This is a genomic window from Stutzerimonas degradans (assembly GCF_024448505.1).
Classification (GTDB): Bacteria; Pseudomonadota; Gammaproteobacteria; order Pseudomonadales; family Pseudomonadaceae; genus Stutzerimonas; species Stutzerimonas degradans.
Map to the genome: position 1 here is coordinate 1 of NZ_JAMOHV010000014.1, position 20396 is coordinate 20396.

Genomic DNA, 20396 nt, shown 5'->3' on the forward strand with positions numbered 1-20396 from the left:
GTCTTCTCTGAGCGATCTTTTAGGAGGCTGCTTTTATGCACTGCTGGAAATAGTGATTTTGTCCTGTGAAGGGCAGTGCTCATTTATGAATTCCCCCAGGCCCCACAATTGGGCGATGCCATTGCTTGGCCATCAGGCCAGCCCGGCTGACTATTCTGTTACGCCAGCTATCAGTAGCTTTCGAATGCGAAAGCGGTGAGGGTAGAACCGAAGTAGATCAGCTTTTGGCTAATGGTATACCCCATGGTACTGATCAAACGCTTTTCAGTAGGGCGCCAGCGCAGCTCGGATTGCGCGCTCAGTTGATGATAGAGTGGGAGTGAGTTCTTTTCATATGCCCCAAAGCCCGCCTAATCGCGGGCTTTTGTTTGTGCGGTGCTTAAGTTTCTGCTGCGTTAGCCGAAAAGAATACCACCCGCTTCTATGAATCCTGCTGTGTGTAGCAGTCAGTAGGTGCGTATTTTTTTCGCTGGTAGGGAGAGATTTTGTAGTGGAAATGTTTTTTGTGCTGTTGATGTTAGGTGTGCTGTTTTGGGAAAGGGGTGGCAGTGCAAAAAAGGAACTGCTCAAAGTAGTGGTCGAAAACAAGAGGGGCCTCACCAAGTATCTTGGCTCGGCTGCACTACTCGCCATTACGTTATCCGTGCTGCCTGGTTTGTTGCTGTCCATCTATATGCGGAAGCATGGTTTTTTTGCTTACGAGATCTTTGGCTCGCAGCAGGGTGGTATGCGGATTATTAGTTTGAACGTCCTATTTAATTTTATTGTACTGTCTGTGTCTTTGATGGGGGCCGCTATATTTTGGAAAGCGAAAGCTCCTTGGTTTCTGGTTGCTTTGTCGACTGTGGCAGCGCTATTGATTGCTGTGGGGCTGCTTGGCGTTGCGTATTACGCCAAGAGTTACGACCTATTGATCGCAACATTGTTCTTCGCATTTTTGATAGGCGGCTATGTACTCTTTTGGATTTCCAATGGCATTGATGGGAAAATCAATCTTTGGTGGGTGCCGTTGGTTTTTTCAGGGATAGCGCTGGTTACTCCTGTTATATTTCATTCTTATGCGGCTGCGCTTGCCGGTAACGCTCTGTTTCAGATGCGTGTTGGGGGAATGCCTGTTATGCTAACCGAACCGTTAGGGTTTGGTAAATCTACTCCTGAAAGTGCCATTGAAGCAAAGCTGCTTTTACGAACTCCGGAGCTTTATTATTTGGACGTGGCAGGTGAGAACAGCACTAGCGCGCATTCGGTTGTAATTGTCAGCTCAGAGAGTGTTTCGATTAGCTATAAGTTTAATGATAAATGATTTAATCGGCTGTTTATAGCTCGCTTGGAATAGTTGCGATATGTGAATTTCGTTGCATCCCTATGTGAACGCCTTGGTGGTGAGGTATATCGCTGCTTCCGAATCACCGTGATCAGCCGCATAGCGCGTGGATGATGTGGTTGATCGCGGCGCTGCGCGAGGTCAATACTGTGAACCGGGGAACTGGTGCTTTATCTGGTATCGAACAGAACTTTGATGTGTAGAGTTCATAGGGAGCAGTCTCTTGTCATCTTTTGGCTTTACGTTTCTTTCGCGAAAGGCACTTGGGCAGGCAGAGCAGATGATGTTCGGTGCCAGCTCCGGGGTCCGCGATGAGGTTGGCTTCCTAATTGTTCACCAACGTTACGCAGACCATTTCTTCCCGGGCACCTCGGTCCTGCACACCCGACTCCGATACGCGCTTCTCATCCCTTGGCTATATCAGAGCTTGCGGGCGAAGCGGCCGTCCCCCAAAGATTTCGCACATGCATTCATTGATCTCGAGCATAGGCTGACCGGCCGCCTTCAATTCAAGGGCGGTGAAGGGGAGCCTGACGGCGTGATCGGTGGTGAAGTTTTTCCTCGGCCCATCAGCCAGCCGCCTGCCTATGTCTACTGGACCGCGCTCACGAAATGGGGACTGATCGGCGCCCGCCCCGACGGACGTCCTTGGAGCCGCCCCGACATGGCGCGGCTGCTCGCGGCCGGAAGCAAGCGGTCGATGCACGATGACGACGGCAAGCCCATCGATGCGGTCGCATGGCCGATCACGGGTCTAATCGAAGCACCGGTGGGATGGGACGGCGACGGCAAGTTGACGCTCGAGCTCTCGGGACGTGAACAGGAATTCTTGGCGCGCAAGCTCCGCGCTGTCCGTTCACCGCGCGACCCGAGCGAGCCCTCCCTTCTTGCCAAGCTCGTGGGGCGCTCTTTGGGCGATGTCGTGCATTGCTGGGGCGACGAGATCCTTAGCCTTGCAGGTAGGGACGCCGCTCTCATGAAGCGCGCCGGACAGGCCGCTGCACTCTCGGCGATTGGCAGGGCTGTCTATGCTGCACTCGTCGAGTCCTTGAAGGAAACTCGTGACAAGCGCCCCCAGGAGAAGCTGCATCGTGCGAGTCTCGGGGACGTCGTTGATGAATGGGGGACGCAGGCGGGGGCCCTCGATTTCGCTCAGTTTCTCGACGATGTCGGCCACCTCCCCGCGCCCGTCGAAGCTGTGCTTCGCGAGACGCTCGCCTGGATCCGCTCGAGGACGAAGAATCCGGCTTCCCTGCTCGATGTCTATAGCAGGGCCGAGTACAGCCGAAAAGGTGATCGGTCGCGCCTCGCTAACAATCAGTTCGGTGTCGATCGGCGCATGGAGTGGCAGGCCGAGAATCATGGCTTTGCGCATCCGCTTCACTACCGCTGGGGCAATGTAAAACGCCTTCTCCGGGACTTGGAGGGCGTCGCGTAATGGAGCGCCCGCCTGCATGGGACGGACAGCCCTATCTTGACGAGCTTCGCCCAGAACGCGGTGAGACCGTCCGTCTGGCACTGTTCGCGACCTATTCGGTGGACCTTTCGGCCATCGCAGCGATGCTGCTGGCGCTGATCGGTCGTAATAACGAGAAGGGCTCGGGCGCGGCGATCGATTTCGCAGAAGCGGTTGATCAGTTGCGGAACCGTGTGCGGATCATAGTTCAGCGCGGGAGAATCGTGCGGCCGGTCGCGCTACCGAGGGTCGCGGGTATTCTCGACCAATTCGTGATTGAGCAGACGCATGACGAGCGAGTCCGCAGCTGGCATCCAAAGATCGCACTCGTGGCGTACGAAGGCCAGAAGGGGCCGACCCGCTGGAAGCTATGGATTGGGAGCCGGAACCTCACCCGGTCAGAGGACCTTGAGGTGGGGGTGCTTCTCGACGGGTATGGAAAGCGTGGAAAAGGTCGAATGCGCCTCGATGGCGTTGGTGATCTTGGCGCTAACCTTGCCAGAGCGGCCGGTCGGGCGGATGCCTCGGCCATAAGTGACGAACTGGACTCTGTCTGGTGGAAGGCACCGGAGGGCTTTCGACTGCGGGCTCTTCTCAACGGTCTCGAAGACGGTGTCGCTCTGGCCGTCGAGCCTCCCGCGGGCACTATCGATGGCATCACGATCGTTAGCCCGTTTCTCTCCCCGAATTTTCTGAAAGCAGCGGGGCGCTGGGGCCCGACCGACGCGCGAACCTTAGTCTCCTCGATGCCGGCGCTGGTCGACATTGCGAACCGGTCGGGGTCGTCGCTCGCGGCCTTCTCACGTGTCCTCGCCTATGCGGCACCAGATGAGACCATTGAGGAGAAGGCTCCGGAGGTACCCAAAACCTCGACGTCGGACGACGAAGCCGAGCCGCAGCCTCTTGCGCTTCATGCCAAGCTCGTCGCTTTTCATCAGGGTGACACCACAATCGTCCGTGTTGGCAGCGCCAACGCCACTGACCGCGCTTGGGCTGGCAGGAATTCCGAAGTAATGGTCGAGCTCGAAGCGGGCGACGCGTTCAATGCCGGCCTCGATTTCCTGATTGGCAAAGCCTCCCCGGTCACGATCGAGGCACTTGCGCTGACCAATCCCGTCGACACCAGCCAGGCGGATGCGCTAGAAGAATCACGCAAGGCGCTCATGGCATCGTGGGATCCGATCCTCCGCCGTGATGGCGATCGCTTCGTCCTCGATGCGAGGGCAGAGCCGCAACTCACGGATGCGAGCCACCGCCTGTCCGCCGGGCATGCCAATGGCGATCTTCTCGAGTGGCCCCAGGACGGTGTCCGGCTCGATCTCGGGGCTATTCCGCTGTCGATCCAATCAGCGTTCATCCAGGTCCGCATATCCTCAGCCGGGGAATCAGCGCGGTGGATGCAGCGCGTGACGGTCGATCCCCCGCTCGATGAAAAGCGCGACCTCGCTGCTCTCGCCAGTCACATGGGGCTGCGCGCTTTCCACGATTGGATGCGGGCGATGCTAGGCGGAGAAACCATTCCGATCGGCGACGTTGCCTGGGACGAAGAAATGGAAGGGCCGGCCAATGGGCGCAAGGCGCTGAGCTATAGCCGTTTGACGCTCGAAGACATCCTCACCGCTTGGGCTCGCGATGAGAAGGCGTTCACAAGGGTTGATAAACACTTCGGGCCCTATGTCGAAGCGCTACTTGCCCATGACGAGAACCTCACCACTGCGGAGAAGAAAGATTTGAACGAGCTCGCGCAGATTTGGGCGATCGCCCGCAAGCAACTCGCCTCATGAGTGCCCGGTCCAAGCCGTTTCAGCAAGCGACGGTCGCAGCGGCTACAAAAGCTCTTGCCGGCGGAAATCCGCTTCGCCGGTTCCTCGTTGCTGACGAGGTTGGCCTCGGCAAGACCGTCGTCGCTCGCGACACGCTCGCGGCGCTCGCCCACAAGGCCCGCAAGTTCACGGTCTATTACATCTCGAGCGGTCACAAGGTCGCTGATCAGAACAAGGTCGAATTGCTGCGCTTTCTGGACGAGGATGCCGCCGACGCGGCGCTCTCGAAGATTGATCGCGTCGGTCTGATCCCTATCGAGGAGAAACGTACCGGCAGCCTGCGGCTCTACGCGTTCACGCCCCACACTTCCTTCTCCAGCAAGAAGCGCCTCTACGGCGGCAAAGCGGTTGAACGTGCTTTTATCAAACTGTTGCTCGATGAGATCTATCCTGGGCTGACAAGCACGTTTCCGGACAAATTCATTGAGCACGGCGCGACGACAGGCTGGGGCTGGGCTCTCGCCGAAGCCCAACGAAAGTTCAATTACGCCTCAGTTGCCTTCAAGACCGCCTATGGCCGGGCTCTCAGAGGAGAATTTGGCAGGGCTGCGCGCAAGACCATCTCGCAAGCAGCCAATGACGAGATGATCTCGGACGGCCACACGATCGGTCTAATGCGCAAGGCTCTGGCGCAAGCGGCGCTCGACTCCGCGAGGCCGGATCTTGTGATCCTCGACGAGTTTCAGTGCTACCGCGAGCTGCTTGATGCGCGCGCGGACAATTCACTCGCGCGCCAGATGCTCGAAGGCAAGGACGGCTCCTCGCCACCGCCAATCCTGTTGATCTCGGCCACGCCTTACCGCTTCTATGCGGAGCGTTGGGAGATCGGCGCGGGCGGGGCGCCGCACGTTGAACTGTTCGATCTCATCGCGTTTCTGGGCGGTGCTGATGTTCGCTCCAAGGCTGAGACCCAATTCCGCCGATTCGGAGATCTGTTGCACGCGATCGGCCGCCTACCGGTCGAGAGCCGAGGAGCGGCTATCGGCGAGGCTGAGACGATCAAGCATCGGTTAGAGAGACTGCTGACGCCGCTCATGTCTCGGACGGAACGTCCCGCCGCTAGAGAAAGCAGCGAGCCACCGCCCAGGCCTGTGCGGATCGAACCGCACGACCTAGACGTCTATCGTCACTTCACTGCTGGGGTGCCCAAGAACCTGAAGACCGCCACTATCGCCTATTGGCTGTCAGTCCCTTTGCCTGCACAGGCCCTCGGCGACCGCTATCAAATCACACGTGGTGTGGAATTCCCGGCGACGCGCAGCGTCCCGCGTCTTGGAGTCACGACTTGGACCAAGCCACCGAAAGATACCTGGGGGAGTGCGAAGCTCCGGGCGCTCGGCGATATCTTGCCAACCGATGCGCTCGCTTTACCTTGGATGCTGCCGTCACTGAGTTGGTGGGATCCTGCAGGTCCTTGGGCTAAGGTGGTGCGGCCCCAGAAGATGATGATATTCAGCCGATTTAGGGCAACGCCGCAAAGCGTCGCGGCGCTGGTCAGCCTGGAGGTCGAGCGCAAGTTCGTAGGGAGAAGCTCTATGCCCTATGCGAACGCTTGGAAGAAGCGCCACCTCAATCCTAAGCCCAATCAGGGGCCGACCTTCGCGCTCTTCCACCCGAGCCCGTTCCTGATCCGCGCCGTCGATCCGCTCGACGTCCGCGACGGCGCCTCGATCAAGCAAGTTCGTGCTCGGGCAAGGCAGCAGATCATTCGGGCGTTGCCGGTATCCATTGCGCCCGAGGCGCCGAACAAGCGTGATGGTCGCCGTCGCAAGCCAGCTTGGGCGGTGCTCGCATCAATCGAAGCTGCACAGTTGCAGCCACACGTTCGCGAGTTTGCAGCGGTCCAAAAGGAGTGGGGAAGTGTGGCGTCAAAGGACGCGGTTCTCCAATCCCTCCTCGAACAGCGTCAGCAGGCGGAGTCTATTAGCTGGATTAGCAAGTGGGAGCTCGACGCGCTAGTCGACATGGCGCTCGGCGCACCGGGGATTGTCGCTGGCCGCGCGCTCTATCGCCACCTCCCGGAGCTCTTCGACTATAAGGGTCAGCATTATCGTAAGTTGGCGCGGTTCTGCTGGACCAAGCTACGCACCTATCTTGATCGTCCGGTCTTTTGGGCAGTGCTGCCGGGAGACGACGCGACGGCCAAATATCAGCGTGCCTGCGTCGAGGGTTGTCTCGAAGCGGTGCTCGACGAGCATTTCTGGCTGCGCAAATCCAAGGTGGGAGGCATCGGCCTCATCGACGACCTGTCTGGAGCGCTTTCTGCAAATGTCGGGACGTTCGGCTTCAAAGGGCTGGCGAAGAAAGAGAAGATCCGCATTCGCTGCCATGCCGCTGTGCCGTTCGGCGGCACTGAGAGCGAGACGCAGCGTCAGGAGCTGGACGACGACAACCAGACGCCCGCGCGCTCGGAGGAGATTCGCACCGCGTTCAATACGCCGTTCTGGCCCTATGTTCTCGCGACCACCTCAGTTGGCCAGGAAGGTCTCGATTTCCATAGCTGGTGCGACCGTCTCGGGCATTGGGACCTTTGCTCGAGCCCGGTTGATCTCGAACAGCGCGAGGGCCGCGTTCAGCGTTTTGGCGGCCTTCACGTCCGCCGCCCGCTCGCCGACAAGCTCGGAAAGGACGCCTTGACCACGGCCCGGCGCGACCTGACCTCTCCCTGGGACGCGATAGCAAAAGGTGCCGACGAGGCTTTCAAAGATGACGAAACCGGCCTCACACCTTGGTGGACGCTGCCCGGTGCTGACCTTAAACGCCACCTGTTCGCCCTGCCGCAGAGCCGCGACATCGATCGATTTGCCAAGCTGAAGACGCAACGCCTCCTATATCGCGTAGCGCTTGGGCAACCTGACCAAGAGGATCTGGTCGAGCTTCTCACGGACAACGATCCAGAGGTCCTGCGGTTGCTGCAGGGCTTGACGTTGAACCTGTCAGCCTTCGCACATCGACGACTTGGCTAGGTCTTGTAGGTGAGTCAGTAAGGGGAATTACTCCTGAGTGTTACGGTATAATCTGCGCCAGACAACGAATGATGCGCTGAGATCTAAATGGTATTTTTAATGGTCTTGTGCGATTCAACTCTCCAGAAGCGCTGTTTTTCCTGAAGTTTACTTGCTTGTTAATAATAGAGTGGGAATGATCGGGCGTCCGGCATCGACCGGGACCGACTGACAGCAAAGCCCGAAAGCCCGCGTAACTGCGGGCTTTCGGTTTTCTGACGCGGGCAAATCAATTCGACCGCTGGGGTTGGCTGTCCGGGGCCAGGGCGTCAGATGTCGTTGTGCTGCAGGAACCAGTCGCGGAAGCGGGGCCGGGCACGCTGGTGAGGGAAGTCGGCAAGCGGTGCGACATCCATAGCTGTCTCCGGGTATCAGCGGCGGTGACGAGTGCCTGCCGGTCGGCGCGGCGCGGCGACGGCGAAGACGCAGCTGCCGCGGTCGCACAACCACCGGTGTTAATGAGAAACTATGCCGTTTTCATCGCAAGGGAGTCCGGGCTCATGCTGTTCACCCGCAGACAGGTACTCACCGGCCTGGTCGGACTGGGCGTCGCCGGTGCCGGTATTGGCGGCGTGCGTTATTGGCTCGGACGGCCTGCCGATGTCACCACGCACGATTACGAGCTGATCGCCGCGCCGCTGGATGTCGAGCTGGTGCCTGGGCATGCCACGCCCGCCTGGGCCTATGGTGGCCAGGCGCCGGGCCTGGAGCTACGCGGGCGGCAGGGCGACTGGCTGCGGGTGCGCTTCATCAACCACCTGCCGCAGCCCACCACCATCCACTGGCACGGCATTCGCCTGCCGCTGGAGATGGACGGCGTGCCTTACGTCTCACAGTTGCCGGTGTTGCCCGGCGAGTTCTTCGACTACCGCTTCCCGCTGCACGATGCCGGCAGCTTCTGGTATCACCCGCACACCGCGAGCAGCGAGCAACTGGGACGTGGATTGGTCGGCCCGCTGATCGTCGATGAGCGTGAACCGAGCGGTTTCCGCCACGAGCGCACGCTGAGTCTGAAGAGCTGGCACGTCGACAAGCAGGGAGCATTCACCGCCTTCAGCGTGCCGCGCGAGGCGGCCCGCGGCGGTACGCCTGGCGTGCTGTCGACGGTGAACGGCCAGCACGCTCCGGTACTCGATCTGCCGGCCGGCCAGGTCGTGCGGCTGCGCGTGCTGAACCTCGACAATACGCTGACCTATCGGCTGAACCTGCCGGACGGCGAGGCGCGCATCTATGCGCTGGACGGCCATCCGATCGCGCCTCGACCGCTGGGCAAGGAATACTGGCTCGGCCCTGGCATGCGCATCGATCTGGCGCTGCGTGTACCAGCGGCGGGTACGCAGCTGTCGCTGCGCAACGGCCCCCTGCGTCTGGCGACGTTGCGCGCGGTCGCGCATGCCGGGGCGAGCGGCGACTGGCCACCGGCGCTGCCGGCCAATCCGGTGTTGGAGCCGGATCTGCAACGGGCTGAGACGCTGCGCTTCAACTTCGAGTGGGCTGGCAACCTGTCGGCCGATGTCGGGCAGGGTGGTGCCTATACGTTCTGGCAGATCAATGGCCAGGCATGGGACATCAATGACAAGAGCTGCGCCGAGCGCCCGATCGCGACGCTCAAGCGCAACGGTCACTACATCTTCGAGCTGCGCAACCTCAGCCAGTACCAGCATCCGATTCATCTGCACGGGATGGCCTTCAAGGTGCTCTCCTCGAATCGCCGGAAAATCGAGCCGTGGTTCACCGACACGTTCCTGCTGGGCCGCAACGAAACGGCGCGCATCGCGCTGGTGGCGGATAATCCGGGCGTGTGGATGTTCCACTGCCATGTCATCGACCACATGGAGACCGGGCTGATGGCGGCGATCGAAGTGGTCTAGTTCTGTGCACGGTTCCTATCTCATGAAGAAAACGCCAATCATCGATCGCAGCCAGGACGAGCATTTCATGCGCGAGGCGCTGGCGCTGGCAGAACAGGGCGCGGCGCTGGGCGAAGTGCCGGTGGGCGCCGTGCTGGTGCAGGATGGGCAGATCGTCGGGCGCGGCTTCAACTGCCCGATCTCCCGCCACGACCCCAGCGCCCACGCTGAGATGGTCGCCATCCGCGATGCCGCGCAGACCGTGGCGAACTACCGGCTGCCGGGCAGCACGCTGTACGTGACGCTGGAGCCGTGCAGCATGTGCGCCGGGTTGATCGTGCACTCGCGCATTCAGCGCGTGGTGTACGGCGCCACCGAGCCGAAGGCCGGCGTGGTGGTCAGCCGCGGGCAATTCTTCGCGCAGGAATTTCTCAACCACCGGGTGCTGGTCGAGGGCGGCGTGCTGGCGCAGGAATGCGGCGAGGTGCTGCGCGAGTTCTTTCGCCTGCGCCGGCAGAAGTGAGGCCCGGCGGTCGCGCGGAACCTCAACGCCGATTTCTCAGGTGTCGCGGGTTACTGTAGGTCCCGTCTAGAGCGGCGCTGCGGCGAACGGCAGAGTCTGGCGGGCGTCGATGCTGCCCTGGGCAGGAAACACCACCAGATGGTCGGCGGCGATGGCGATGCCGACTTCCTGGCCGGTGAGGTAGTCGTCGTGACTGGCGAAGATAGTCACCAGCTGGTTGCCGGTCGGCAGCTGCAGGCGATAGAGCGTCGAGGCACCGAGGAATGTCTTGCCGATGATCAGCGCGCGCAGCGGGCTTTCCGGGCTGTAGACGATGTCGTCCGGGCGCAGCAGTACGTCCACCGAGCTGCCGGCCGGCCAGGTATAAGCACGGTTGCCGTGAATCACGCCGAGTTCGGTCTGCACCGTTTCCGGGTCGATCAGCTGACCGCGAATGAAATACCCCTGGCCGATGAAACTGGCGACGAAAGGCGTCAGCGGCTCGTGATAGAGGTTGAACGGGGTGTCCCACTGCTCCAGGCGACCGTCATGGAAGACGCCGACCTGATCGCTGACGGCAAACGCCTCTTCCTGATCGTGGGTCACGAGAATCGCACTGGTGCCGCGTGCCTTGAGGATGTCGCGCACTTCATGACTGAGGCGGCGGCGCAGCTCGACATCGAGGTTGGAAAACGGCTCGTCGAGCAGCAGCAGTTCGGGCTCCGGCGCCAAGGCGCGGGCCAGGGCGACGCGTTGCTGCTGACCGCCGGAGAGTTCGTGCGGATAGCGCCGGCCAAGCGCGGCAAGATGCACCAGCTCGAGCATTTCCTCGACGATGCGCTGGCGCTCCGGGTGTTTGCGGATGCCAAAGGCGATGTTCTCGGCGACGGTCAGGTGCGGGAACAGCGCGTAGTCCTGGAAGACCATGCCGATCCGGCGCTTTTCCGGGGCGAGGGTGAAGTCGGCGCGGGAGATGACCGTCTCGCCCAGTCGGATCTCACCCTGATGGACCGGCTCGAAACCGGCGATGGCACGCAGCGTGGTGGTCTTGCCGCAGCCGGACGGGCCGAGCAGACAGCCGATGTCGCCGCGATTCAGGTGCAGGTTGAGGTTCTGCACGACGCGCTGCGCGCCGTAGCCGCAGGCCAGGTCGCGCAGGAGCAGCAGCGGCTCATGCCTCATGCGTGGCGATAGGCCGGTTCGACGAGGAATTCGAGCAGGGCCTTCTGCGCGTGCAGGCGGTTTTCTGCCTGATCCCAGGCGACCGAGCGCGGGTCGTCGAGCAGGTCCTGGCTGATTTCTTCGCCACGGTGTGCCGGCAGGCAGTGCATGAACAGCACATCCGCCGCCGCGCAGTCGAGCAACGCGCGATCGACCTGGTACGGACGGAAGGTGGCGAGGCGGGCTTCAGCCTCGTCTTCCTGGCCCATCGAAGCCCAGACGTCGGTGCTGACCAGGTGCGCACCGGCCGCCGCTTCGCGCGGGTCGCGGGTGATGCGTACGCGCTCGCCGGCCTGCGCAAGCAACGTCGCATCGGGCTCGTAACCCTGCGGGCAGGCGATGTTGAGCTGGAAGTCGAACTGGATCGCCGCTTCTATATAGGTGTTGCACATGTTGTTGCCGTCACCGATCCAGGCTGCCGTCTTGCCGGCAATGCTGCCGCGGTGCTCGTGGAAGGTCTGCATGTCCGCCAGCAGCTGGCACGGATGCAGATCGTCGGACAGGCCGTTGATGACCGGGACGCGCGAATGTGCGGCGAAATCGGTCAGGGTCGAGTGGGCGAAGGTGCGGATCATCACGGCGTCGAGCATGCGCGACATGACGATTGCCGAGTCGCCGATCGGCTCGCCGCGGCCAAGCTGGGTATCGCGCGGGGAGAGGAAAATCGCCTGACCGCCAAGCTGGATCATGCCCGCCTCGAACGACAACCGGGTGCGGGTGGAGGCCTTCTCGAAGATCATGCCCAGCACGCGGTTCTTCAATGGCTCGAACAGCACGCCGCGTTCGCGCAGTTCCTTCAGCTCGATGCCGCGGCGTACCAGGCTGTTCAGCTCCTGGGGCGTGCAGTCCATCAACGAGAGAAAGTGCCGTGCGCTCATATCAACTACCTTGCATGTCGCAGACCGTGAACCGTGGCTTTTTCCAAGGAAAACAGGGACCGGCGACAGGAGCCGCACGGTGACGCGACGAAACGGGGAAGGCGCGATCTTATCCACAAATCGCGGACTGGCGCAAATTCGCCGCCAGGCGGCTGGAGCGCCGCCCGGCCTGTTGGAGCGGCATGCTAAAAGCCGAGTCGGCCACTCGGCTTTCGCGATGCAGTTCCGGTACAATGCCCGGCAACCGTCTAGCCGAGGTACCCCATGGACATCATCGAAACCATCAAAGAGCAGATCGCCAACAACCCGGTGCTGCTGTACATGAAAGGCTCCCCCAATGCTCCGCAGTGCGGCTTCTCTGCCCGCGCGACCCAGGCGGTGATGGGCTGTGGCGAGAAGTTCGCCTACGTCGACATCCTGCAGAACCCGGAAATCCGCGCCAACCTGCCGAAATACGCCAACTGGCCGACCTTCCCGCAGCTGTGGGTCAACGGTGAACTGGTCGGTGGCAGCGACATCATTCTGGAGATGTTCGAGAAGGGCGAGCTGCAGACGCTGATCAAGTCGGCTGTCGGCAAGAGCGAAGCCTGAGCAATCGGCTGCGGGACGGGCAACTTCAGCAGATGTCCGCCTTCGGGAACCGATAAAGAAAAACGCCATGTCCCGGTCGGGCATGGCGTTTTTTTCATTGCGGCTGCCGCGCGGTCGGATCAGTCGTCCATCTGCGACTGCAGGTAGTTTTCCAGCCCGACCTTGTCGATCAGTCCCAGCTGGGTCTCCAGCCAGTCGATGTGCTCTTCCTCTGATTCGAGGATGTCTTCCAGCAGCTCGCGGCTTCCGTAATCGCCGACGCTCTCGCAGTAGGCGATGGCTTCCTTGAGGTCCTGCAGGCCACCCTGTTCCAGCTTGAGATCGCATTCGAGCATTTCACGGGTATTCTCGCCGATCAGGAGCTTGCCCAGATCCTGCAGGTTCGGCAGACCTTCGAGAAAGAGGATGCGCTTGATCAGCTTGTCGGCATGCTTCATCTCGTCGATGGATTCTTCGTACTCGTGTTTGCCGAGTTTCTCCAGCCCCCAATCCTCGTACATGCGCGCATGCAGGAAGTACTGGTTGATGGCGACCAGTTCGTTGCCGAGAAGCTTGTTGAGGTGCTGGATGACTAGCTTGTCGCCTTTCATGTTCTAGCCCTGCCTGAGAAGGTGAGTCGTTGCGGCAGTCTGGCCACGATGCCGGAGGCTGTCAAACCTAAGCCCTTGAATGCAAAAGGCTAAAGCTGAATGCGAATGTTTTAATTGCGCATCGGGCGAGTAATGTCTTGATTTAAGGGCGTAAAAAAGCCGGGCAATAGCCCGGCTTGGATGACTGGGGGCCGTTCAGGCGGGTGCGAAACTGGCTGGATAGGCGAGGGCAGCCTGGGCGGTCTGGAGTTCGCCGAGGGTTTCGCGCACGACCTGCTTGGCCACGCAGGCGCACTTGCCGCACTGACTAGCGACGCCAGTGGCCTCGCGTACTTCCCGGTAGCTGCAGCAGCCCTCGTAAATGGCTTCGCGAAGCTGACCGTCGGTGACACCCTGGCAAAGGCAAACGTACATGAGCAATACCCGTTGAGCCTGTTGATGGTGCGATGCTAAACAGAATGAGAATGATTGTCAAAGTCCATCTGTCCGATAGCTTTAACCTTCATCCACCAACGGGACCGGCGCGACCCATTCGAGCTTTGCGATAAACTGCGCGCCTTTTTTTCCAACCGGAGGCCGCTCATGGCCCTGCAAGCCACGCCGTACAAGGTGGAACTGAATCTCACCGATCTGGATCGCGGGGTGTACGAGAACCTGCGTTTCACCGTCGCCCGGCATCCCTCGGAAACCGAGGAACGCCTCGGCGTGCGCCTGATCGCCTACGCGCTCTGGTACAGCGAGCAGCTGGCGTTCGGTCGTGGCCTGTCCGATGTGGACGAGCCGGCGCTCTGGGAGAAGAGCCTCGATGGTCGCGTATTGCACTGGATCGAGGTCGGACAACCGGACGCCGAGCGCCTGACCTGGTGCTCGCGCCGTGCCGAACGCACCAGCCTGGTGGCCTACGGCAACCTGCGCGTGTGGCAGGGCAAGGTGGTGGACGCCGTGCGCAACCTGAAGAACCTGTCCATCGTCGCCGTGGATTCCGAATCGCTTGCCGCACTGGTCAAGGATCTGCCGCGCAGCCTGCAATGGGGTGTGATGATCAGCGACGGCACGCTGTTCATCACCGACGAGCGGGGACAGTTCGAGGTATCGCTGGAGTGGCTGCTGGGCGAGCGCTGAGCGGCGCCGGTCGGCTGAGCCGCGATTGGCGGCCTGCCGACGGTGCATTGCTGTATGCTTTTGCGCCGATTTTCTCCGGCGCCCGTGCCGAAGAGCCGTGACCGGAAAGCCAACCGATGCGCATCGAACCCCGCCCTCTACCTGAAACCCTGCCCGAACTCGGCGATCTGCCGCCGCTGCTGACTCGTCTGTATGCGGCGCGCGGCGTGCGCTCGGCCAGCGAGCTGGACAAGGCGCTGGCGCGGCTGATTCCCTACAACCAGCTCAAGGGCATCGACCGTGCGGTCGAGTTGCTGGTCGAGGCGCTGGATAAGCGCCAGCGCATCCTCTTCGTCGGTGATTTCGATGCCGATGGCGCCACCGCGAGCACCGTCGGCGTGCTCGGCCTGCGCCAGCTGGGCGCGGCGCATGTCGACTATCTGGTGCCCAATCGCTTCGAGTACGGCTACGGCCTTACCCCGGAAATCGTTGCGGTGGCGCTGCAGCGCGAGCCCGATCTGCTGGTGACCGTGGACAACGGCATCTCCAGCGTCGACGGCGTCGCGGCGGCCAAGGCAGCCGGGCTCCGGGTGCTGGTGACCGACCATCACCTGCCGGGTCACGAGCTGCCGGCGGCCGATGCGATCGTCAATCCGAACCAGCCCGAATGCGCGTTCCCGAGCAAATGCATGGCCGGTGTGGGGGTGATCTTCTATGTGCTGCTGGCACTGCGCGCGCGGCTTCGCGACCTGGACTGGTTCACGCGCAACGGCTGGAGCGAGCCGAATCTGGCCGAACTGCTCGATCTGGTGGCGCTGGGCAGCGTCGCCGACGTGGTGCCGCTGGACGCCAACAACCGCATCCTCGTGCATCAGGGACTGGCGCGGATTCGTGCCGGGCGGGCGCGGCCGGGGTTGCGGGCGATTCTCGAAGTCGCCGGGCGCGATCATCGGCGCATCACTTCTACCGATCTGGGCTTCATCCTCGGCCCGCGCTTGAACGCCGCGGGGCGGCTGGATGATATGAGCCTGGGCATCGAGTGCCTGCTCTGCGAGGACGAGGCGCTGGCGCGCGACATGGCGACCCAGCTCGATCAGCTCAATCAGGACCGCAAAAGCATCGAGCAGGGCATGCAGCGCGAGGCGTTGGCGCAGCTCAAGGAGCTGCCGCTGGAGGATCTGCCGTTCGGCCTGTGCCTGTTCGAGCCGGATTGGCATCAGGGTGTGATCGGCATTCTCGCGTCGCGGCTGAAGGAGCGTTATCACCGACCGACCATCGCTTTCGCCGATGCGGGCGACGGCCAGCTCAAGGGCTCGGCGCGCTCGGTGCCGGGCTTTCATATCCGCGACGCGCTGGATGCGGTAGCGGCGCGGCATCCGGGCTTGATCAGCAAGTTCGGCGGCCACGCGATGGCGGCTGGACTGTCGCTGCCGCAGGAAAATTTCGGCGCCTTCGCCGCCGCGTTCGACGCCGAAGTGCGCCGCCAGCTGAACGAGGACGATCTGACCGGTCGCCTGCTGACCGACGGCCAGCTCAGCATCGAGGAGTTCCATCTGGAGCTGGCGCGGGCGCTGCGCAACGCCGGGCCCTGGGGCCAGCATTTCCCCGAGCCGATGTTTCACGGCGTGTTCCAGCTGGTGCAGCAGCGCATCGTCGGCGAGCGTCACCTCAAGCTGGTGCTCAAGAGCGAGTGCGGTGCGCTGACCCTGGACGGCATCGCCTTCAACATCGACCGCGAACTCTGGCCGAACCCGACGGTGCGCTGGGCGGAGTTGGCCTACAAGCTGGACGTCAACGAGTACCGTGGCCAGGAAAGCGTGCAGCTGCTGGTCGCGCACATCGCCGCGCGCTGACCGTCCAGTCGTCGCCGATTGGCCGGCTGAATCCAGCGCCATTTCTCCGCAGACGTTCGATTGTTGCCCGTCCTGCCCGCGCCTACAGTGGCGGGACAACAACAGCGTCATGCGGGAAACCGAAATGAGCGAGACGACCGTCCATCACCGTGCCTGCCACCTGTGCGAAGCCATCTGCGGCCTGACCATCCAGACCGAGGGCGAGCGCATCCTCTCGATCAAGGGCGATCCGCTCGATCCGTTCAGCCGGGGCCATATCTGCCCCAAGGCCGTGGCGCTGCAGGATATCCAGAACGATCCCGACCGCCTGCGCCGGCCGATGCGCCGGCAGGGCACGCAGTGGCAGGCGATCGAATGGGACGAGGCGTTCGCCCTGGTCGCCGAACGGCTCGCCGAGATTCGCGAACGTCATGGCAGCAACGCGGTGGCCGTCTACCAGGGCAACCCGAGCGTGCACAACTACGGGCTGATGACCCACAGCAACTACTTCCTCGGTCTGCTGAAGACGCGCAACCGCTTCTCCGCGACCTCGGTCGATCAGCTGCCGCACCACCTGACCAGCTACCTGATGTACGGCCACGGCCTGCTGTTGCCGGTGCCGGATATCGATCACACCGACTTCATGCTGATCCTCGGCGGCAATCCGCTGGCCTCCAACGGCAGCATCATGACCGTGCCGGACGTGGAAAAGCGCCTCAAGGCGCTGCGCGCACGGGGCGGCACGCTGGTGGTGGTCGATCCGCGCCGCAGCGAGACCGCGGCGATCGCCGACCGCCATCTGTTCGTACGTCCGGGACAGGACGCGGCGCTGCTGTTCGGTCTGCTCAACACGCTGTTCGAGGAAGGGCTGACACGCGCCACACCGCTTCCGGTGGACGGCCTCGTCGAGGTGCGCGCGGCCATCGCACCGTTCAGCGCCGAGGCGATGAGCGCGCGCTGCGGTGTGCCTGCCGAGACGATCCGCCAACTGGCGCGGGATTTCGCCGCCGCGGACAAGGCGGTCTGCTACGGCCGCATGGGCGTCTCGACCCAGGCCTTCGGCAGCCTGTGCCAGTGGCTGGTGCAGCTGATCAATCTGGTCACCGGCAATCTCGATCGGGTCGGTGGCGCCTTGTGCACCGAGCCCGCGGTGGACCTGGTCGAAACCACCACCGGCGGACACTTCGCGGCCTGGCGCAGCCGGCTTTCGCAGCTGCCGGAGTACGGCGGCGAACTGCCGGTGGCGGCGCTGGCCGAGGAGATGCTCGAGCCGGGAGAAGGGCAGGTGCGTGCGCTGATCACAGTGGCAGGCAATCCGGTGCTCTCCACGCCCAACGGGCGCAAGCTGGAGCAGGCGCTCGACGGCCTGGAATTCATGCTCAGCGTCGACTTCTACATCAACGAAACCACGCGCTACGCCGATCTCATCCTGCCGCCGACCGCGCCGCTGGAACACGATCACTACGACAGCACCTTCAACTTGCTCGCGGTGCGCAATGTCACGCGCTTCAACCGGCCGGTGCTGGCCAAACCGGACGGCGCGCTGGACGACTGGGAAATCTTCGTCGGGCTGGCCAAGGCCTATGCGGCGCGTACCGGCGTCGAGCTGAAACCGACGCTGGCGCCGCAGCAGATGATCGATCTGGCGTTGCGTCACGGCCCCTACGGCGATCGCTCCGAGCGCAGGCTGAGCCTGGCGGCGCTCGAGGATTACCCGCATGGGCTTGATCTCGGGCCGCTGCGACCGAACCTCGCGCGTCGCCTGAAGACGGCGAACCAGCGCATCCAGGCGGCGCCGCTGCTGCTTGTGGAAGACCTGCAGCGCTTCGCCCGGCAGCCGCAGGCGCCCGCCGATGCGTTGCTGCTGATCGGCCGTCGCCATGTGCGCAGCAACAATTCCTGGATGCACAACTATCCGCGACTGGTGAAGGGCAAGCCGCGTCACCAGTTGCTGATGCATCCGGCCGACATGGCGGCACGCCAGCTGCGCGATGGCCAGCGCGTGCGGGTTCGCTCGCGGGTCGGCGCGATCGAAGTGGAGGTGCTCGGCAGCGACGAGATGATGCCCGGCGTGGTCAGCCTGCCGCACGGCTGGGGGCACGCCCGCGCGGGTGTGCAGCTAGCGGTCGCCGCACAGCAGCCGGGTGTTAGCAGCAACGACCTGACTGACGAACAGGCGCTGGATGTCTCCGGCAACGCGGCGCTCAATGGCGTGCCGGTGCAGGTGAGCGCGGTCTGATCGGCGGCGCATTCTTGCTGTTGGGCTGGGCAGGGGCGCGGAAACAGTCTCTACTGAACACTGTCCAAACCGAAATTTCGACAGTCGAGGCCGCCATGTCCCAGCTATTCCAGCCGCTTACCCTGCGCCAGCTGACGTTGCCCAACCGGATCGCCGTTTCGCCGATGTGCCAGTACTCGGCCGAGGGCGGCATGGCCAATGACTGGCACCTCGTGCATCTCGGCAGTCGCGCCGTCGGCGGCGCCGGACTGGTGATCATCGAGGCGACGGCGGTGACGCCCGACGGGCGCATCTCCCCCGAAGACCTGGGCATCTGGTCCGACGAGCACGTCGAGCCGCTGCGCCGTATCACCCGTTTCATCGAGGCGCAGGGCTCGGTCGCTGGCGTGCAGCTGGCGCACGCCGGGCGCAAGGCGAGTACCTGGCGGCCCTGGCTCGGCAAGCACGGCAGTGTGCCGGTCGCCGAGGGCGGCTGGATTCCGGTGGGGCCGTCGACCATCGCCTTCTCGCCGGAGCACGCGGCACCTACCGCACTGGACGAGGCCGCCATCGCCGCGGTGGTGCAGGCGTTCGTCGCTGGCGCCGAGCGCGCGCTGGCGGCCGGCTTCAAGATCGCCGAGGTCCATGCTGCGCACGGCTATCTGCTGCATCAGTTCCTCTCGCCGCTATCCAATCAGCGTCAGGACCGCTATGGCGGTTCGTTCGAGAATCGTATCCGCCTGTTGCTGGAGGTCACCGCTGCGGTGCGCGAGGTCTGGCCGCAGGAGTTGCCGCTGTTCGTACGACTTTCGGCGACCGACTGGGTGGAGGACGGCTGGAACCCGGATGAAACCGTGAAGCTGGCGCAGCGCCTGAAGGAAGTGGGCGTCGACCTGATTGATGTTTCGTCCGGCGGTACTGCGGCCAATGCGGAGATTCCGGTCGGCCCGGGCTATCAGACCCAGTTCGCCGAGCGCGTGCGCAAAGAGGCCGGTATCGCCACCGGTACCGTGGGCATGATCACCGAAGCGGTACAGGCCGAGCACATCCTGCGTACCGGTCAGGCCGATCTGATCCTGCTGGCCCGCGAGCTGCTGCGTGACCCGTACTGGCCACTGCACGCCGCCGAGTATCTGGGCGATCGCGCGGTGCCGTGGCCTGCGCAATACGTGCGCGCCGCCCACCGCGACACACCGATCCGCCAGTTGCCCGACACGCTCGATTGAGCGATCGTCCGCCGCATCCATCTTTTCTCATTCAAAGGTATGTCGATGAAAACCAGTGGCCTTCTCGATCAACTGCTCAAAGCAGGGCAGGACCTGCTGAACAAGCCGCAGACCCCGGCGGGCGGCGGCAAGCCCGCTGCCGGCGGGCTGGGCGATCTGCTGGGTGGCAGCGCGGGCGGTTCGCTCGGCAACGTGCTGTCCGGTGCCGGTGGTGGTGCCCTGGCGGCCGGCGCGATCGGCCTGCTGCTGGGTAACAAGAAGGCCCGCAAGTTCGGCGGCAAGGCCGTGACCTATGGCGGCCTGGCCGCGCTCGGCGTGTTGGCCTACAAGGCCTACAGCAACTGGCAGGCGCAACAGGCCGACGCGCCGCAACAGCCGCCGCAGACCGTCGACCGTCTGCCGCCAGCGCAGGTCGAAGAGCACAGCCAGGCGATTCTCAAGGCGCTGGTGGCGGCGGCGAAGTCCGACGGGCATATCGACGCCCGCGAGCGTCAGCTGATTGATGCCGAAGTGGCCAAGCTGACCGACGATGGCGAGCTGCAGCGCTGGCTGGATGCCGAGCTGAACAAGCCGCTCGACCCGGCCGAGGTCGCCGTCGCGGCGAAGACGCCGGAAATGGCAGCCGAGATGTATCTGGCCAGTGTGCTGATGGTCGACGAAGAACACTTCATGGAGCGTGCCTACCTCGAGGAGCTGGCGCGGCAGCTCAAGCTCGCGCCGCAGCTGAAGGCGGAGCTGGAGAGCCAGGTGCGCGCGGTCGCCGGTTGAGTCGGCGGCGC

The 20396-nt window shown here is 62.9% G+C and carries 17 protein-coding genes; 13 read left to right on the forward strand and 4 right to left on the reverse strand.

Annotated elements, in window-relative coordinates; genetic code table 11:
* From NAV27_RS15985 to tadA, 7 genes are all read left to right on the forward strand, one after another.
* The coding region (locus tag NAV27_RS15985) for a hypothetical protein (protein WP_256055312.1) at nucleotides 1-199 on the forward strand (199 nt) is incomplete at its 5' end.
* A gap of 291 nt (nucleotides 200-490) precedes the next feature.
* Nucleotides 491-1303, forward strand: coding sequence for a hypothetical protein (locus tag NAV27_RS15990; protein WP_146029407.1), 813 nt, complete (start codon nucleotides 491-493; stop codon nucleotides 1301-1303).
* 244 nt (nucleotides 1304-1547) lie between these two features.
* Nucleotides 1548-2762, forward strand: a complete 1215-nt coding sequence (locus tag NAV27_RS15995) for a DUF6361 family protein (RefSeq protein WP_232249133.1) — start codon at nucleotides 1548-1550, stop codon at nucleotides 2760-2762.
* Nucleotides 2762-4564 carry a phospholipase D family protein gene (locus tag NAV27_RS16000; RefSeq protein ID WP_102829646.1) on the forward strand — a complete coding sequence of 601 codons (1803 nt, stop codon included), beginning with the start codon at nucleotides 2762-2764 and terminating at the stop codon, nucleotides 4562-4564. The genes NAV27_RS15995 and NAV27_RS16000 overlap by 1 nt, the downstream gene beginning before the upstream one ends.
* Nucleotides 4561-7569 carry a DEAD/DEAH box helicase family protein gene (locus tag NAV27_RS16005; protein WP_102829645.1) on the forward strand — a complete coding sequence of 1003 codons (3009 nt, stop codon included), beginning with the start codon at nucleotides 4561-4563 and terminating at the stop codon, nucleotides 7567-7569. The genes NAV27_RS16000 and NAV27_RS16005 overlap by 4 nt, the downstream gene beginning before the upstream one ends.
* 539 nt (nucleotides 7570-8108) lie before the next feature.
* A complete protein-coding gene (locus NAV27_RS16010) occupies nucleotides 8109-9479 on the forward strand; it encodes a multicopper oxidase family protein (RefSeq protein ID WP_102829644.1) in 1371 nt (456 codons plus the stop codon).
* Nucleotides 9480-9501: 22 nt separating this feature from the next.
* Complete coding sequence (tadA, locus tag NAV27_RS16015) at nucleotides 9502-9981, forward strand: tRNA adenosine(34) deaminase TadA (protein ID WP_102829643.1); 480 nt, start codon at nucleotides 9502-9504, stop codon at nucleotides 9979-9981.
* A gap of 66 nt (nucleotides 9982-10047) precedes the next feature.
* On the opposite strand, the gene NAV27_RS16020 is transcribed toward tadA, so the two are convergent.
* Nucleotides 10048-11142: an ABC transporter ATP-binding protein gene (locus NAV27_RS16020; protein ID WP_102829642.1), complete on the reverse strand. Its 1095-nt coding sequence runs from the start codon at nucleotides 11140-11142 to the stop codon at nucleotides 10048-10050.
* Nucleotides 11139-12059, reverse strand: a complete 921-nt coding sequence (gene argF / locus NAV27_RS16025) for an ornithine carbamoyltransferase (protein ID WP_102829641.1) — start codon at nucleotides 12057-12059, stop codon at nucleotides 11139-11141. The genes NAV27_RS16020 and argF overlap by 4 nt, the downstream gene beginning before the upstream one ends.
* A 264-nt stretch (nucleotides 12060-12323) precedes the next feature.
* Between argF and grxD the strand changes: the two genes are divergently transcribed.
* The gene (gene grxD / locus NAV27_RS16030) at nucleotides 12324-12650 is read left to right on the forward strand and encodes a Grx4 family monothiol glutaredoxin (protein ID WP_008570413.1); all 327 of its coding nucleotides are present in this window, start codon (nucleotides 12324-12326) and stop codon (nucleotides 12648-12650) included.
* 119 nt (nucleotides 12651-12769) lie between these two features.
* On the opposite strand, the gene bfr is transcribed toward grxD, so the two are convergent.
* Complete coding sequence (bfr, locus tag NAV27_RS16035) at nucleotides 12770-13240, reverse strand: bacterioferritin (protein WP_008570412.1); 471 nt, start codon at nucleotides 13238-13240, stop codon at nucleotides 12770-12772.
* A 195-nt stretch (nucleotides 13241-13435) separates the two neighbouring features.
* Nucleotides 13436-13654, reverse strand: coding sequence for a bacterioferritin-associated ferredoxin (locus tag NAV27_RS16040; RefSeq protein WP_008570411.1), 219 nt, complete (start codon nucleotides 13652-13654; stop codon nucleotides 13436-13438).
* 168 nt (nucleotides 13655-13822) lie between these two features.
* Here NAV27_RS16040 and NAV27_RS16045 point away from each other — a divergent pair, with 168 nt between their 5' ends.
* The 5 genes from NAV27_RS16045 (at nucleotide 13823) to NAV27_RS16065 (ending at nucleotide 20385) form a co-directional block, all read left to right on the forward strand.
* Nucleotides 13823-14362, forward strand: a complete 540-nt coding sequence (locus NAV27_RS16045; protein ID WP_003289283.1) for a YaeQ family protein — start codon at nucleotides 13823-13825, stop codon at nucleotides 14360-14362.
* A 116-nt stretch (nucleotides 14363-14478) separates the two neighbouring features.
* On the forward strand, nucleotides 14479-16194 hold the full coding sequence (gene recJ / locus NAV27_RS16050; protein WP_102829640.1) for a single-stranded-DNA-specific exonuclease RecJ: 1716 nt from the start codon (nucleotides 14479-14481) through the stop codon (nucleotides 16192-16194).
* A gap of 124 nt (nucleotides 16195-16318) precedes the next feature.
* On the forward strand, nucleotides 16319-18412 hold the full coding sequence (locus tag NAV27_RS16055) for a molybdopterin oxidoreductase family protein (RefSeq protein WP_102829639.1): 2094 nt from the start codon (nucleotides 16319-16321) through the stop codon (nucleotides 18410-18412).
* 95 nt (nucleotides 18413-18507) lie between these two features.
* Nucleotides 18508-19617: an NADH:flavin oxidoreductase/NADH oxidase gene (locus tag NAV27_RS16060; RefSeq protein WP_102829638.1), complete on the forward strand. Its 1110-nt coding sequence runs from the start codon at nucleotides 18508-18510 to the stop codon at nucleotides 19615-19617.
* 45 nt (nucleotides 19618-19662) lie between these two features.
* Nucleotides 19663-20385, forward strand: coding sequence for a tellurite resistance TerB family protein (locus NAV27_RS16065; protein ID WP_077682940.1), 723 nt, complete (start codon nucleotides 19663-19665; stop codon nucleotides 20383-20385).
* Nucleotides 20386-20396: the final 11 nt, after the last annotated feature.

Excerpts from the sequence above, each read along its gene's own strand:
- tadA (WP_102829643.1), top strand. The coding sequence starts at position 9,502 with ATGAAGAAAACGCCAATCATCGATCGCAGCCAGGACGAGCATTTCATG.
- NAV27_RS16045 (WP_003289283.1), top strand. The coding sequence starts at position 13,823 with ATGGCCCTGCAAGCCACGCCGTACAAGGTGGAACTGAATCTCACCGAT.
- NAV27_RS16000 (WP_102829646.1), top strand. The coding sequence starts at position 2,762 with ATGGAGCGCCCGCCTGCATGGGACGGACAGCCCTATCTTGACGAGCTT.
- recJ (WP_102829640.1), top strand. The coding sequence starts at position 14,479 with ATGCGCATCGAACCCCGCCCTCTACCTGAAACCCTGCCCGAACTCGGC.
- bfr (WP_008570412.1), bottom strand. The coding sequence starts at position 13,240 with ATGAAAGGCGACAAGCTAGTCATCCAGCACCTCAACAAGCTTCTCGGC.
- NAV27_RS16020 (WP_102829642.1), bottom strand. The coding sequence starts at position 11,142 with ATGAGGCATGAGCCGCTGCTGCTCCTGCGCGACCTGGCCTGCGGCTAC.
- grxD (WP_008570413.1), top strand. The coding sequence starts at position 12,324 with ATGGACATCATCGAAACCATCAAAGAGCAGATCGCCAACAACCCGGTG.
- NAV27_RS16010 (WP_102829644.1), top strand. The coding sequence starts at position 8,109 with ATGCTGTTCACCCGCAGACAGGTACTCACCGGCCTGGTCGGACTGGGC.
- NAV27_RS16040 (WP_008570411.1), bottom strand. The coding sequence starts at position 13,654 with ATGTACGTTTGCCTTTGCCAGGGTGTCACCGACGGTCAGCTTCGCGAA.
- argF (WP_102829641.1), bottom strand. The coding sequence starts at position 12,059 with ATGAGCGCACGGCACTTTCTCTCGTTGATGGACTGCACGCCCCAGGAG.
- NAV27_RS16055 (WP_102829639.1), top strand. The coding sequence starts at position 16,319 with ATGAGCGAGACGACCGTCCATCACCGTGCCTGCCACCTGTGCGAAGCC.
- NAV27_RS16065 (WP_077682940.1), top strand. The coding sequence starts at position 19,663 with ATGAAAACCAGTGGCCTTCTCGATCAACTGCTCAAAGCAGGGCAGGAC.
- NAV27_RS16060 (WP_102829638.1), top strand. The coding sequence starts at position 18,508 with ATGTCCCAGCTATTCCAGCCGCTTACCCTGCGCCAGCTGACGTTGCCC.
- NAV27_RS16005 (WP_102829645.1), top strand. The coding sequence starts at position 4,561 with ATGAGTGCCCGGTCCAAGCCGTTTCAGCAAGCGACGGTCGCAGCGGCT.